General features: G+C 62.2%; 10 protein-coding genes and 3 pseudogenes. 11 read left to right on the forward strand and 2 right to left on the reverse strand.

Annotated elements, in window-relative coordinates; genetic code table 11:
- Window positions 1-2: 2 nt before the first annotated feature.
- From OMP38_RS34100 to OMP38_RS34120, 5 genes and pseudogenes are all read left to right on the forward strand, one after another.
- Window positions 3-284, forward strand: a complete 282-nt coding sequence (locus tag OMP38_RS34100) for an RNA-binding S4 domain-containing protein (protein ID WP_090117830.1) — start codon at window positions 3-5, stop codon at window positions 282-284.
- A gap of 124 nt (window positions 285-408) precedes the next feature.
- Window positions 409-690 (forward strand): sporulation protein YabP, encoded by a 282-nt coding sequence (gene yabP / locus OMP38_RS34105; RefSeq protein ID WP_277568976.1) that lies wholly within the window; start codon window positions 409-411, stop codon window positions 688-690.
- Window positions 687-1,310, forward strand: coding sequence for a spore cortex biosynthesis protein YabQ (gene yabQ / locus OMP38_RS34110; protein ID WP_277568977.1), 624 nt, complete (start codon window positions 687-689; stop codon window positions 1,308-1,310). The genes yabP and yabQ overlap by 4 nt, the downstream gene beginning before the upstream one ends.
- Window positions 1,311-1,427: 117 nt before the next feature.
- Window positions 1,428-1,745 (forward strand): FtsB family cell division protein, encoded by a 318-nt coding sequence (locus OMP38_RS34115; protein ID WP_277568978.1) that lies wholly within the window; start codon window positions 1,428-1,430, stop codon window positions 1,743-1,745.
- A gap of 143 nt (window positions 1,746-1,888) precedes the next feature.
- A pseudogene (locus tag OMP38_RS34120) lies at window positions 1,889-2,348 on the forward strand (S1 domain-containing RNA-binding protein).
- A 655-nt stretch (window positions 2,349-3,003) separates the two neighbouring features.
- Here the strand turns inward: OMP38_RS34120 and OMP38_RS34125 are convergent.
- A complete protein-coding gene (locus OMP38_RS34125; RefSeq protein WP_277568979.1) occupies window positions 3,004-3,723 on the reverse strand; it encodes a peptidylprolyl isomerase in 720 nt (239 codons plus the stop codon).
- Between the two features lie 658 nt (window positions 3,724-4,381).
- On the opposite strand from OMP38_RS34125, the pseudogene OMP38_RS34130 reads away from it, so the two are divergent.
- The 3 genes and pseudogenes from OMP38_RS34130 to OMP38_RS34140 form a co-directional block, all read left to right on the forward strand.
- Window positions 4,382-5,182 (forward strand): annotated as a pseudogene (locus tag OMP38_RS34130) (stage II sporulation protein E); the annotation flags it as partial.
- A gap of 37 nt (window positions 5,183-5,219) precedes the next feature.
- On the forward strand, window positions 5,220-6,713 hold the full coding sequence (gene spoIIE / locus OMP38_RS34135) for a stage II sporulation protein E (protein WP_277568980.1): 1,494 nt from the start codon (window positions 5,220-5,222) through the stop codon (window positions 6,711-6,713).
- A gap of 37 nt (window positions 6,714-6,750) precedes the next feature.
- Entirely contained in the window at window positions 6,751-7,392 is a 642-nt protein-coding gene (locus OMP38_RS34140; RefSeq protein ID WP_277568981.1) for a hypothetical protein, read from the forward strand.
- Between the two features lie 208 nt (window positions 7,393-7,600).
- On the opposite strand, the gene OMP38_RS34145 is transcribed toward OMP38_RS34140, so the two are convergent.
- Window positions 7,601-8,758, reverse strand: a complete 1,158-nt coding sequence (locus tag OMP38_RS34145; RefSeq protein ID WP_277568982.1) for a helix-turn-helix transcriptional regulator — start codon at window positions 8,756-8,758, stop codon at window positions 7,601-7,603.
- Between the two features lie 119 nt (window positions 8,759-8,877).
- Between OMP38_RS34145 and OMP38_RS34150 the strand changes: the two are divergent.
- The 3 genes and pseudogenes from OMP38_RS34150 (at window position 8,878) to OMP38_RS34160 (ending at window position 13,460) form a co-directional block, all read left to right on the forward strand.
- A pseudogene (locus OMP38_RS34150) lies at window positions 8,878-9,755 on the forward strand (SDR family oxidoreductase).
- Between the two features lie 264 nt (window positions 9,756-10,019).
- Window positions 10,020-12,713, forward strand: coding sequence for an Ig-like domain-containing protein (locus OMP38_RS34155; RefSeq protein WP_277568983.1), 2,694 nt, complete (start codon window positions 10,020-10,022; stop codon window positions 12,711-12,713).
- Between the two features lie 12 nt (window positions 12,714-12,725).
- The gene (locus OMP38_RS34160; protein ID WP_277568984.1) at window positions 12,726-13,460 is read left to right on the forward strand and encodes a hypothetical protein; all 735 of its coding nucleotides are present in this window, start codon (window positions 12,726-12,728) and stop codon (window positions 13,458-13,460) included.
- Window positions 13,461-13,516: the final 56 nt, after the last annotated feature.

A 13,516-nucleotide genomic window follows, 5' to 3' on the forward strand; every position in this document is an offset into this window, starting at 1 on the left:
TCATGCGCCTCGATAAATTTTTGAAGGTGTCGCGGCTGATCAAGCGGCGCACCGTCGCGAAGGACGTGTCCGATCAAGGACGCGTCCTTCTCAATGGGCGCGAAGCCAAGCCGAGCGCCGACGTGAAGATCGGCGACGAGCTCGAGATCCAGTACGGCCAGCGCATCCTGACGGTCCGCGTGGAGAAGCTGCTCGAATCGACCAAAAAGGAAGACGCCGAAGGGCTCTATTCTATCGTCAAAGAAGAAGTGCGCAAGCGCGAGAGCGACGACTTTTTCCTCTGAAGATCCTTTATCTCCCGACCGGGGATAAGGGATTTTTTTATGTCCGCGCGCATTCTCCGGCATGTCCGTTCTAATTTTCCGTACAGGCCCATATGCTAGTCTCATCTAAAAGGAGGGACGCGCCATGGACCAGGGAAAGAGCGGCAAGGTGCAGGATGTTCGTCTGCAGAACCGCAAATTGATGGATATCACGGGCGTGAGCCAGGTCGAGAGCTTCGACAGCGAGGAGTTTCTGCTGGACACGTCCTGCGGGCCGCTCGCGGTGCGCGGGCATAACCTTCATATGAAAAACTTGAGTCTGGAGCAAGGACTCGTGACCATCGAGGGCACGATCGACTCGTTCGTCTACCTGGACGGCAAAGCCGCCGCCAAGTCGAAGGGCCTGCTCGGAAAGCTCTTCCGGTGAACGCGGCCGTCCATTGGTCGACGATCGGCGCGATGATGCTGTGCGGGCTCGGCATGGGCACCGTATTCGATATTTATCGAGCCGCCGCCACCCGTCTTCGTTTTCGCCGCTGGCTGCTCCCGGCGATCGATCTCCTCTACTGGATCGCCGCTACGCTGGTCGTGTTCCGCATCCTGCTCGGCGTTAATTACGGTGAAGTGCGACTTTACGTGTTCCTGGGCATCGGCATCGGCGTGTGCGCATACTTCGGCTTGTTCAGCTCGCATGTGCTGCGGGCGGCAGGCTGGATATTCGAGACGCTGCGCAAGCTCGGGCTGCTCCTCTGGCGAATCGTGCGGCTTTTGCTTGTCATCCCGCTGACTTGGATCGTGCGTACGCTCGCGAGCCTGCTCGACGCCGTCTTCGTCGTGACGGCTGCGCTGCTGCTATGGCTGGTCAAATTGCTCCTCCGTCCGCTCGGACCGCCGGGCCGTTGGCTGTGGGACAGGCTGCTGCCGGTGCGCAGGCAATTTAATCGGACTCGGCAATGGTTTCAACGAGCCGCAGGGCGGGTAAAGGAAGTTTGGCGAGTTCTGCGAGGGACGGACGATCCTGCCGACAAGTCCGATCCCGACGAGTAATCGACACGATCCGTCCGCAAAGCGGGACGCAAGAAGGATATTTCGGTTTCTCGAGATTGTGCTATAATTAGTACACCATGTTATAGCGCGGCAAGGACGGCTAGGAGGAACGACCGAATGCCAACCCGTACGACAACGAATACCCCGGCTTCGGTCGGACTCAAGAGACGTCTTAAACTTTTGCTTCTTTTCGTCATCCTGTTCATGAGCTGGGCGGTCTACACCCTGGTCGTACAGCAGCAGCACACGTCCGAGCGTTCGTCGCAGCTGCATGCCGTGAAGACCAAGCTGTCCGAGGTTCAACTGAAGAACGAGACGCTGAAGAAGGAGATCGTCAGATTGCATGACGACGAGTATATCGGACAGATTGCCAGGCAGCAGGGAATGACCCGTCCTGGCGAACAATCCATCCTCGTCGAGCCGAAGACCCCTTGATAAATCTGCGAGGCCAAGCCCCGCAAGGGCGGACGTCGGTTGACCTTACTTTTCTAGATCGGTTATAATCAGCACAGCCGGACTTATCGTTTGAAGCCGCTAGGATCTCGGCACACTTTCTTCAGGGAGGAAATTCGGTTTTTATGGCCATCGAAGTGGGCTCCAAATTAGAGGGTAAAGTAACCGGCATCACGCATTTCGGAGCATTCGTGGACTTGTCCGGCGGCGTTACGGGCCTCGTGCACATCTCCGAGATTGCAGACAGCTACGTCAAGGACGTCAAAGACCACCTTAAGGTCGGCGACGCCGTCACCGTCAAAGTCATCAACGTGGACAAAGACGGGAAGATCGGGCTGTCGATCCGGCAAGCGGTCGACAAACCGCCCGAACAGCAGCAACAACAACAGCAGCAATACCCCCCCGCGCGGACCTCGCGGCGGCGGAGGCGATCGCGGAGGCAGGAACTTCAGACCCGGAGGACCGGTCCGCGCCACTTTCGAGGACAAAGTATCCCGCTTCCTGAAGGATAGCGAAGAACGCATCTCCAACCTGAAGAAGAGCACAGAATCCAAGCGTGGCGGACGAGGCGGCCGCCGTTCTTGATCGGAGCCCCTCCCGGAATTGGATCGTGTTGTGCGATATAGATATGCAGCCGGACTTTAGGAGTCCGGCTTTTTTGTATTTTCAACAGGAGCTGCTGTTGGCGGGGGAGATCAAGCGCAAGCGCGCTTGATCTTGACACGGATGACCGGGAGCCGGGTGGAGATAAGTGTTCAAAAGCAGTTAATCGGCGCGCTGATCCGGACTGGGGAGAAAATAAGTGTTCAACCGCATTTAAATTGGCCAAAACCGGGCCAAAACGTTCGAAAGAGAGAATTTAACTGCGCATCAACACTTATTTGCCCCGAGGACGTCGTGAACAAGGGAAATAAAGGCGTTCCAACAGCTATTGGACAGGCGGCGAGCGAAAGGACGCCAAGGACGCCAAGCCCCCCAAGCCCCCCAAGCCCCCAAGCCCCCAAGCCCCCAAGCCCCCAAGCCCCCAAGCCCCCAAGCCAACAAGCCCGCAGGCTTGGCTTTGTTCACGGTTCCCCAATCGCCGCATATCGGCCCCGCTTGCAACGTCGCGCGATGCAAGCGGGGAGATCGCGCAGGCTGTGCAGCCGATGGGCGAGCCGAAGTTGCGTTCGGGTTGCGGACAGCGCGAAGAAGACCGACAGAACCTTCCGGCGGTCTTCTTTGCGCTGTTTGCGCGCCGTTACTCGGCGACCTTTTCCGGCTCCGGATAATCCACGCCCTTCGTGTCGACCGTGACCTTCTTCATCACAGGCGGATCGACGGGACGGTCTTGCTCCCCGGTCGGCAATGCGACGATCGCGTCCGCCGTCTCCATGCCGGACACGACCTTGCCGAAAGCGGCATAGAGTCCGTCCAGCGAGGGATAAGTCTCGGCCACCATAATGAAGAACTGCGAGCCCGCGCTGTCGTTGCTCTGGCCTCGCGCCATGGACAGGACGCCGCGGGTGTGCAGCAACTGGTTGTCCACGCCGTTCGCCGCGAACTCGCCTTTAATCGAATAGCCGGGCCCGCCCGAGCCGGTACCTTCCGGATCGCCGCCCTGGATCATGAAGCCGGGGATGACGCGATGGAAGATGGTGCCGTCGTAGAAGCCCTTCTTAACCAGAGAAATGAAGTTGTTGACGGTGTTCGGCGCGACTTTGGGATACAGCTCGATGACGATCTTGTCTCCGCTGTCCATTTCGATCGTGACGATCGGGTCGTTGTCCGAGGATGGATCGAATGAAGGCGCCGCCGATTCGGATGCGGATGCCGCAGGCGATGGAGAAGCGGTCGCGGCCGGGGAGGAAGCGCCGCCCGATTCGTTCTGATTGATGCGATTGCCGCAGCCCGCGACCAGCAGGAATGCGGCAGCGAGCAGGAGCAGTACGCCGACGGCTCGCGTCCTTTTGATATTCATTCTTCATAAGCCCCCCTTGTCCTGTTTTTCACCCCCGTATCATAGCATATCGCCCGAAAGTAATTCCATGTCGCCGCAGGTCGTCTGCGATTCGCGTCCGTACGCCAAACCGTTCTCGAATGCCGTCAGCATAGCGGCACCGATATGCCGTCGGATAGCGGCGGTTTTAAACGTTTTTCAGGGATACGAAAGCGGAGGAAGACAGCATAAACCGCGTCGCGCCGCCATAAATCGGAACCGCGCCAAGCGCCTTTTTCGGACGTGGGATCTGTCGGAAAAAACTTTTCGTTCGCCAACGCGGTCTGACAAACTTCCTGAATGCGCGCTTCTATAATTAAAAACATTCACGCGATCGAACAAAGGAAAGCAGGTGCCAGGCATGGACAAGCCATCCGTCATTCCGTTCGTTCCCCGGTCCGGGCAAGACGCGGGCGCGGCAGCAGCGGACAAGCGCAAGGCAAGCGGGAAAAGCAAAGGGAAGCAGTGGTTCGGCAGGAAGGAAGGGGGGCCGGCAATGGCGGGAGGCGTCGCGTTGGCCGCGGTCGGCCACGCTGGTGCCGCGAGGAAGCGAAGTATATGGGGTACGTCGCTGGAAAGGAAAAAGGGTTTATGGCTGCTGGCGGTCGCGCTGCTCGGATTTTTGCTCGGCCGCGCCTCTATGCTGGAAGGGATTGCGCCTTTTGCGGCGGCTTACTACGGCGTCACGCTCTATATGCGCAGGGAGCATGCCTGGTGGGCGGCGATGGGGTTGATCGCGGGGAGCTTCTGGGCGCAGGCCCCGGAGCCGGCTGCCATCGCTGCGCAGATCGGCGTCATCTATCTATTGTATCGCGGCTTGGAAGCGTATGAACGCGCCGACCTGTCCCATGCGCCGATCGTCGTCCTTGCTTCCTGCCTGCTGGTCGGCCTGTTCGGCACCGTCATGCAGGACGATAGAGGCTGGCTGCCGTATCTGCTGACCGGCGTCGAGGCCGGCTTGTCCCTCGTGCTCACGCTGCTCTTCGTCCACGCGATGCCGCTGCTGACCAGGGCTTCGAAGGCGGCCAAGCTGCGGCACGAAGAGTGGATCGGCCTTATGATTCTGCTCGCCTCGGTCATGACGGGACTCACGGGCTGGACGATCTACGGCGTCGCCTTGGTCGCCGTGTTCACGCGATATATCATCCTGCTGTTCGCGCTCTCGGCGGGACCGGCGCTCGGGACGTCCGCGGGCGTCGTCGCGGGGATCATCCTCAGCCTGTCGGATCTCGGATCCGTGCCGCAGATCAGCCTGCTCGCCTTCGGCGGCTTGTTGGCAGGCTTGCTCCGCGAGGGCGGCAAAGCTGCTGCCGTGTTCGGCCTCCTGCTCGGCACGACGGTGCTCGCGCTGTACACGGGCAGCTCCGCCGAGACGATGGCGTCGATCTGGGCTTCGCTCGCCGCTTCCGTCCTGATCGCCTTCACGCCCAAGTCTTGGACGGACTCTATAGCACAATATGTGCCGGGCACCTCCAATTATGCACGCAATCAGCAAGAATACGCGCAAAAAAGTTCGCGACCTCACGGCCGCGAGGGTCGAGCGCTTCTCCGAGGTATTCCGCCAGCTGTCCCGCAGCTTCACGCAGATGACGCAGGCGGGAGAGACGGCCAGGCAGAATCAGGACTTCGAGCACTTCATCAACGCCGTTCACGAACGCAACTGCGCAACCTGCCACAAGCGAGGCGCTTGCTGGGACGATCAGTTTTTCCAGACCTACAAGCTGATGACCGATCTGATGTCCGCCGTCGAGGAACGGCCGGAGCTCTCTCCCGCCGACATCCCGAAGCCGCTGCACAAGCAGTGCGTCAAGGTTCCGCAAGTCCTGGACGTACTCAAGCGCCAGTACGAGCTGTACCGTCACGATCTACACTGGCGGACGCAGCTGCAGGATAGCCGCATGCTCGTCGCCGAGCAGCTGTCGGGCGTTTCCCAAGTCATGGACGACTTGGTAAAGGAGATCCGGCGAGAGGCGCGCGAGCAGAGCCATCAGGAGGAGCAGATCCGCGAGGAACTGGACAAGCTGGGGCTCGCCATTCAACACGTCGATATCGTGAGCCTCGAGGAGGGGCAGGTCGAGATCGAGATCGTCCACGCGTTCAAGCCAGGCTTCGACGAGAGCCGCAAGGTGATCGCGCCGCTCCTGTCGGACATTCTCGGCGAGACCGTGTCCGTCCGCCACGAGCGAACCTCCGACCGGCCGGACCGGCTCACGACGGTGTCCTTCGGCTCTGCGAAGGCGTACGAGGTCGAGACCGGCATGGCGGGGGCGGCCAAGGACGGCGACGTGCTCTCGGGCGACAGCTTCAGCGCGATCGAGCTCGGCAGCGGCAAGTACGCCGTCGCGCTCAGCGACGGCATGGGCAATGGGGCGCGAGCCCGAATGGAGAGCAGCGCGGCGCTGTCGATGCTCGAGCAGCTGCTCCAGTCGGGGATCGACGAGCGGCTCGCGATCAAGTCCGTCAACTCGGTGCTCATGCTGCGTTCGCCCGAGGAGTCGTTCGCGACCGTGGACCTGGCGCTCATCGACCTGTACAGCGCCAATGCGACGATGCTGAAGATCGGCTCCACGCCGAGCTTCATCAAGCGCGGCCGGGAGGTCATCCCGATCGCCGCGGGCAATCTGCCGATCGGGATCCTGCAGGATATCGAGATCGACGTGCTGCGGGTCCAGCTGCAGCCGGGCGATACGCTCGTCATGATGACGGACGGCATCCTCGACTCGCCGGGGCACGCCGTGCATGCGATGAACAAAGAGCTATGGATGAAGCGGGTGCTGCAGGAGATCGAGACCGAGGATCCGCAGGAGATCGCGGACGAGCTGCTGGACATCGCCCTGCGTCAGCATCCGGGCGGCGGCGTCAAGGACGATATGACGGTCGTCGTCACCCGCATCAGCAAACATCAGCCCGAATGGGCGTCCTTCCGGTGGTCGGGCGCATCCCGGTTCGAGCGGCCAAGGACGGTGAGCTAAAGCGATGTTTTCAAATATAAAAGAGGGAGCGATTCGAATGGTGCTGCGGATTCAGAGCAAGCTTGGCGGGGGTAATAAGGTGAGGCTCGGCTATCGGAAGGCGCCGCGCGATGGCGTCCGTACGCTAACCGACGAACGGATCGAGGCGATCGCCGAGCAGGTCTACCTGGCCGTACGGCGGCTGGAGGCCGCGGCGGCGCGTCCGTCGCCGGGGCTGTCGTCGCCGGGGCTGTCGTCTTCGATAGCGGGGCACGCGCTGCCGATGCAGCCCAAGCGCAGCCTGGCCGACCGTCAGCGTCCATCCGGCCTGCATCTGGTCCGGCCGCTCCAGGCGGCGACCGAACAGGCGGCAACCGAACAGGCGGCAACCCGAGCGCCGGACATGCCGGATGCGACGGAAGCGCCGGACGCCAAGGGAGATGCGCAAGCGCGGATCGCGCCTAGGAAGGCGCGACGGGATCTCTCGTATCCAATGGACGTTCACCGCATGAAGGATCTCCGCGAGCGCCGAATGCCGGATACCCGGCAGCTCGCGCGAATGAAGGCCGCAGTCATGCAGGGACGGCTGCTTCCGGGCCGCCGGCGCCAAGACATGGATCGGCAGGAAGCGGAAGTGAGCACGACCGGGCCGCCGGTGGCGGGAAGCGTGGAGTCGGCGCGGGAATGGACTTGGCCATGAAAAAGTGAAGCAGTCGCACGCGGGAAGCAGGGCGGCTGCCGCCCGCCTACGAATTTACCTTTTTCCCCGGCAGGGGTTCCTATAAATAAACGAAACAGCGTATGCCATGTCGGCGTTAGCGCACGGAGGTGAGTAAAGTTTTCTGGCTCTACGACAACAAGCAATCGGTAATGATGAACAGCAGCGGCCATGGGCCGCGGCAGATGACTTATATATGGCCCTGGTCCTGGGGAGCCGAATCGGGCCCCTCGTACAGCGCCAGGAGAGCTTTTGCTTCGGAGAAGACCGAGCGGGCGAGCTCCCGGGGCGACAGCACCCGGACCGAACCGCCGTACCCGAGGAGAATACCAAGGGCGGAGTCGGGCGTGTGAAAATCGGCCTCGGCCGCTTTCCACCCGTCCGCGGCCTCGGCGCAAGTTTTGACGCGCACGTAGATTTCTCGCGAGAATCGGGCCCATGCCTCCTCGCGTACGAGTAAACGCACCGGATATACGGGCAGCTCGCGGCGGAATTGCGCCATCGACCGCTCCCACCACATCGCGAGATCGAAGCCGTCCGGCACCTCGAACCGCTCCTCCAGCAGCTCGACTGCAGCGAGCCTGGAGACGCGGTAGGTGCGAGGTTCGGGCATCGCAGGCGCTGCGCGACCGTCAGTGGCGCGGTTCATGACATCGTCCGCTGCATTTCTTCTCGTCGAATCGGCCGCGGAAGCTTCGGTTGCCGCGGACTTTCTTTGCGCAGCATCGGCTCCGGCAGCATCGCTCCCCGCAGCCGGCCTCTCCTCCGGCTCACGACGATCTTTGACCGCCGCGAAGTACCAGGTATGCCGCTTGGCGACGAGCCCCCACGGCATCACCACGCTTACGGCGCCGTCCGCCTGTTCCCCGGACGAATAACGAATGCGCATTTTGCGTCTCTCCCATACCGCCTGCTGCACGAGTCCCAGATAGGGCGCGGGTTCTCTGGCGTCATGCCAGCCCGCGCCGTCCACGTGCAGATGCTTGCGTACATAGGCCGCTTCGTCGCGAGCCGGCCCGGCCAAAGCCGCGGCCAGTTTCGCGATCGCATTTTCCGTCGGCACGGACAAGTTCAGGTCGCTCACCGCGCTTGACGATTGAAGCACCGCCAGTCCTGCGATCTCGTCTGAAGTCAGGCCCGTCAGCCGCGTCCGATAGCCTTCCGGCAGCATCCAGCCTCCGCGCGGCCCTCGTTCCGCGTAAACGGGAAATCCCGCCTGGGCGAGCGCCTCCATATCCCGATGGACGGTACGCTCGGATATCTCCAGCTTCGCCGCCAGCTCGCGCGCGCTTACGAGACGCTGCGTCTGAAGGCATTGCAAAATATAAAGCAGCCTGTCGGCTCTCATCTCCATCTTCTCCTTCGCGAGAGGGTTCTTTGTCATTTTAACAGTTATATATGACAAAGGATGTCTTGAATTCCCCGCTACAATGTGAACGAACATGTGCGAATAGGAGGCTGATTCGGATGAGCGAGAAAAGGCTGGAAGGACAGATCGCGGTTGTAGCGGGAGCGACGCGGGGATTGGGGAGAGCCATCGCCGTGACGCTTGGCGCCGAGGGAGCGACAGTATATTGCACGGGCCGGAGCGTGCGCGGCAGCTTGTCCGACATCGGGCGTTCGGAGACCGTCGACGAGACGGCGGAAATGGTCGGTCGTGCCGGCGGCCGCGGCATCGCGGTACGGACCGATCATACGGATGAGGCGCAGGTTCGCGCGCTCTTCGAGCGGATTGCGGACGAGCAGAGCGGCAGGCTCGACATCGCGATCAACGACATCTGGGGCGGGGAATCGCTCACGCAGTGGGGCGTTCCTTTTTTGGGAGCACGATCTGGAGAAGGGACTGGCCATGCAAAAAAAGAGCGGTCTGGTCGCATCTGATCACCGCGCGGTACGCCGCCCCGCTGCTGGTCGCCGGGAAGCGGGGACTCATGATGGAGATTACCGACGGCTGGGACTACAGGTACCGCGGCAGCCTTTATTACAGTTTGACCAAGATCTCGGCCATCCATCTGGCGCAAGGCATGGCTGTCGATCTCAAGCCGCATGGCGTCACGGCGCTTGCGGTCACGCCCGGCTTCCTTCGTTCGGAGGAAATGCTCGATCACTTCGGCGTCACGGAGGCCAACTGGCGCGACGGCGCGGCGCAGGATCCGCATTTCCTGCAGTCCGAGACGCCTTATTACGCGGCGAAAGGCATCGCGGCGCTCGCCGCCGACCCGGAGCTCTTCGCCAAGACCGGCGGGATCTTTACGTCCTGGGGCTTGTCCGACGAATACGGCATCGTCGACGTGGACGGACGCCGCCCGCATTGGGGCAAGTACGCGGCGGAGCAGGGCTTCTAAGTTAGGAGGCGAGACCCTTGCGATTCGGCATGGCGAGCGATCGGCGGCCGGAACGCGGGGGGGTTTCCTTTTTCCCGACAAACTCGGCTTCCCTTCGACAGGTCCCGATGCGGCGGCCCGGGTCCGGACGAGACTCTTGTCTCATGACGGTCACATGACTGGCGACACTAGCTAGCTATCGTCCGAATTGACAAAATTAGGGTGGATAACGGACGGTGATCCCGCCGTTTTACCTTAACGAGCGAAACGGAGATGAATGATGGAATGGCAAACGAAAATCCCTCGAAAGCCGGCCAGGAACCGATGATCAAGCTTCAACCGAACGGGGTCGCGCCGGTGCTGAGCTACAACGTTCCGGAACCGACGGCTTACAGCGGCCGCAACTTCATCGACCTGCAGCTGCACGACGGCTACTTCCTGCCGACGGCGGCGCATAACGGCTTGCAGAGGGAAGGTCTGTTCGCCGCAGCTCCGGCTGCTGCCGCGGCGCCTGAGCTCTCCTCCTCGGAACTGCTCCTCGCGAAGCAGAATTCGGGAGAACGGATGACGACGCGCTTCGCCAATCTGACGCCGGAGGAGATCGAGCGCCAAGAGGCGGAGGGCCGCAAGTTCAACGTCACGAAGACGATGACCGGCGCGCTCTCTTACGTATTCACGCAGGCGGCCCCGGTGACCGAGCCGGCATTGGACGCGGCGCCGTCCGCCCGCGCCAGCCTGCTGAGATCGGCCGAAGGCGGCGTCGCCGCGGAGACCGACGGGTACGTCCCTTCGATGCTGCCGCGCGACCCGTTGCCGGGAGATCCCGATCCGGACCCGGATCCGGTCGAGCTGTCGGTGAGCATCTCGTCGCCCGCCGCGAACGGGACGATCACCGGGCCGTATACGGGCGCGACGGTGGAGATCCGCGGCACGGCTTCGGTCGTGAGCGGCGGCGGGGGCATCGCCTACGTGCAGGTGCAGATCGGCAGCGGCGCGTTCCAGGCGGCGACGCTGTCGGGCAGCGAATGGTCCTTTACGACCGTGCTGAAGACGGCTGGACCGGTCGCGATCACGGCCAAGGCGAAGCACTCGGCCTCGCTGCTCACGACGTCGAGCAAGATCAACGTCACGGTCCAGCTGGCCGCCGAGCCGGACACGATCGTGCCGACCGTGAAGATCGTCACGCCGTCCGCCGGCGCGCTGCTTAGCAGCAAGGGCGGCGCCGCCGTGAACGTCACGGTGGAAGGGACGGCCGGGGACAACCGGGGCGTCGCCCGCGTCGAGCTGTCGGTCGACGGCACGGCCGCGCAGCTGGCCGAGAGCGCGAACGGCTACGCGAACTGGAAGAAGACGGTCACGCTCACCGGCGGCAGTCATACGATCGTCGCCAAAGCCTTCGATGCTGCGGGCAATACGGGCACGCACAGCATCACGCTGCTGGTCGACGCTTCGCCGCCGACCGTGAGCATCGCCACGCCGGCCAACAACGCGCAGGTGTCGGGTCCTTATTCGCAAGGGGCCGTCATCCAGGTGACGGGCACGGCGGCTGACGCCGGAGGGATCGCCTACGTCGAGCTGGCGCTTGACCTGAATCCGGTCGGCGTCCGCGCCGCGGAGAAGTCGCCGGGCGACTGGTCGACCTGGAAGGGTACGCTCACGCTGAACGAAGGCGGCAAGCATACGATTACCGCGCGGGCCTACGACAATGCGGGCAACCTCGTCGAGACGACGATCGCCGTGAACGTCACGATCACGCCGGAGGTCAATTCGCGGCTCAAGCGCATCATCCTCGTCGAATCGTACCGGCTGTCTTCGTACTTGGCCAACTATGGCGCGGGACGTACGATCAAGACGTTCTCCCTGCTGCCCGGCGAGAAGAGCAAGATCAGCATCCGCTCCTACGCCCAGAGCGAGACGACGATGAAGAGCGCCGCGACGATCCTCGACTCCGTGACGGACGACATCTCCGAGGAGTTCGAACAGTCGATCGCCAAGGAGCAAGCGGATCAGAAAAACTACGAGGAAAGCAACGAATATAAGGTAGCGGCCGAAGCGGGAGCCAGCTGGGGCTGGGGCAGCGCCAAGGTGAGCGCCAGCATGAGCGGCGGTACCAACGCGGCGCGGGAGCAGTTCGCGAAGAACGTCTCCAACAATACGCAGAAGCACGTGGCCAAGGCATCGGCGCGGCGCGACGTGCAGATCAACACGACCTACGAGGACAAGAGCACGACCGGCGAGGAGTCGACGATCGTCCGCGAGATCGAGAATATCAACGTCAGCCGCACGCTCAACTTCGTTTTCCGCCAGATGAACCAGGAGTTCATCACGCTGCTCCATCTCGTGGACGTGCGCATCGGCTACTTCACGATCGACACGGTCAACGGCAAAGAGGAGAAGGTGTACCGCGAAGTCACGCTGCCGCAGCTCGACGCGCTGCTCGAGGAGACGATCGTGCCGGACAAACGCACGGAGGTACGCAACGCTATCATTTATCAGCTCGCCAATATTTTCGATTACCAGGATAAGCACCACCGGTTCGTCGAGGAGCAGCCGTTCAAGGACGAGGACGGCAACGTCATCCCGTCGTCGAACTACCTGCGCGTCAAAAAGGACTATACGTCGGTCTATCTCGACGACTCGACGGGAACTTCGATCTCGGTGCCGGGCATTATCTTGGCTGCCAACCGCCACGTGCTGCGGACGGACGGCATCGTCGTCGAAGCGCTCCTCGGTCAGGGCGAGGCGCTCGACAGCTACTCCCGCAACCTGCAGACCGAGTCGGTCCGCGAGAAGGAGCTGCGCAACTCGCTGCTTGAAGCCGAGGTGGAGATGAAGCGGCTGGCGGTCCAGATCCTTACCGACAAGGATCAGGCTGCTGCGCAGATCTATGCCCTGCTCAATCCGGCTCCGGTCGTCCAAGAAGACCAGGATGACGCCGGCACGGGCAGCTCGTCGCTCGTGGCCGCCGGCTCCAGGTAAGGCAGGTCCGCAATGGGAGACGCACTAAAGATCAAGCGCAACGAGGAAAAGGTGCTGGAGGAGAAGTCGCTCCTGCGCACGGCGAAGGCCGTCTATGACAAGAAAAAGCTGCAATACGCCATGCAGGGCGCCATGTCCCTGCTTAAGAAGCTCGCCAAGCTGGCAGGCGGCGGCCCTTATACGAATCACTTTTTTCGGTACCACAAGGCGCACGTCCAGTACCTCGCCCAAATTCTGTACGCCGTCGAGAAGATGGAGCCGATCGAGCAGGAGATCGAGGGCATTCGCGTGAATATCGACGGCTTTCTGCGGGAGACCGGCGAGCTGATCGACGCGGCCTCGACGTTCCCGCCGGATCCGCTCTCCGAGCTGCGCAATCCGATCGTCATTCTCGAGATCGCGGCAGATCCCGCGGCCTCGGCGCTGTACGACGGGCTGCTCGACAACTATCAGCAGGCCGCTGAACTGGCCCTTGCCGGGTTGTCGGATGCAGCCGCCTTCGGCAGGGCGATGGAGCAGGATACGCGGCAGCAGGCGCAGGCGATCCTCGACAAGCTGAACGCCATGAAGCCCGAGACGCCTGCGGACCAGGTATTTATCGGGGCTGCGAAGAAGCGGGTCGAGTTCATCCAGTTCGACCTGATGACCAAGGTGCAGGACACGAGGGCGCGGGCGGAGTCGGCCGCCAAAGGCATCGACGCGCTGCTCGCGGACGTGCGCCAGATCGACCGGATCGGCAGGCGGTAGAAGTACGAGCCAGCATAATCAATTTAAGAGAGACCCCGCGGGGTCTCTTTTGCGTG

It is taken from the genome of Cohnella ginsengisoli (genome assembly GCF_029525555.1).
Lineage (GTDB): Bacteria > Bacillota > Bacilli > Paenibacillales > Paenibacillaceae > Cohnella > Cohnella ginsengisoli.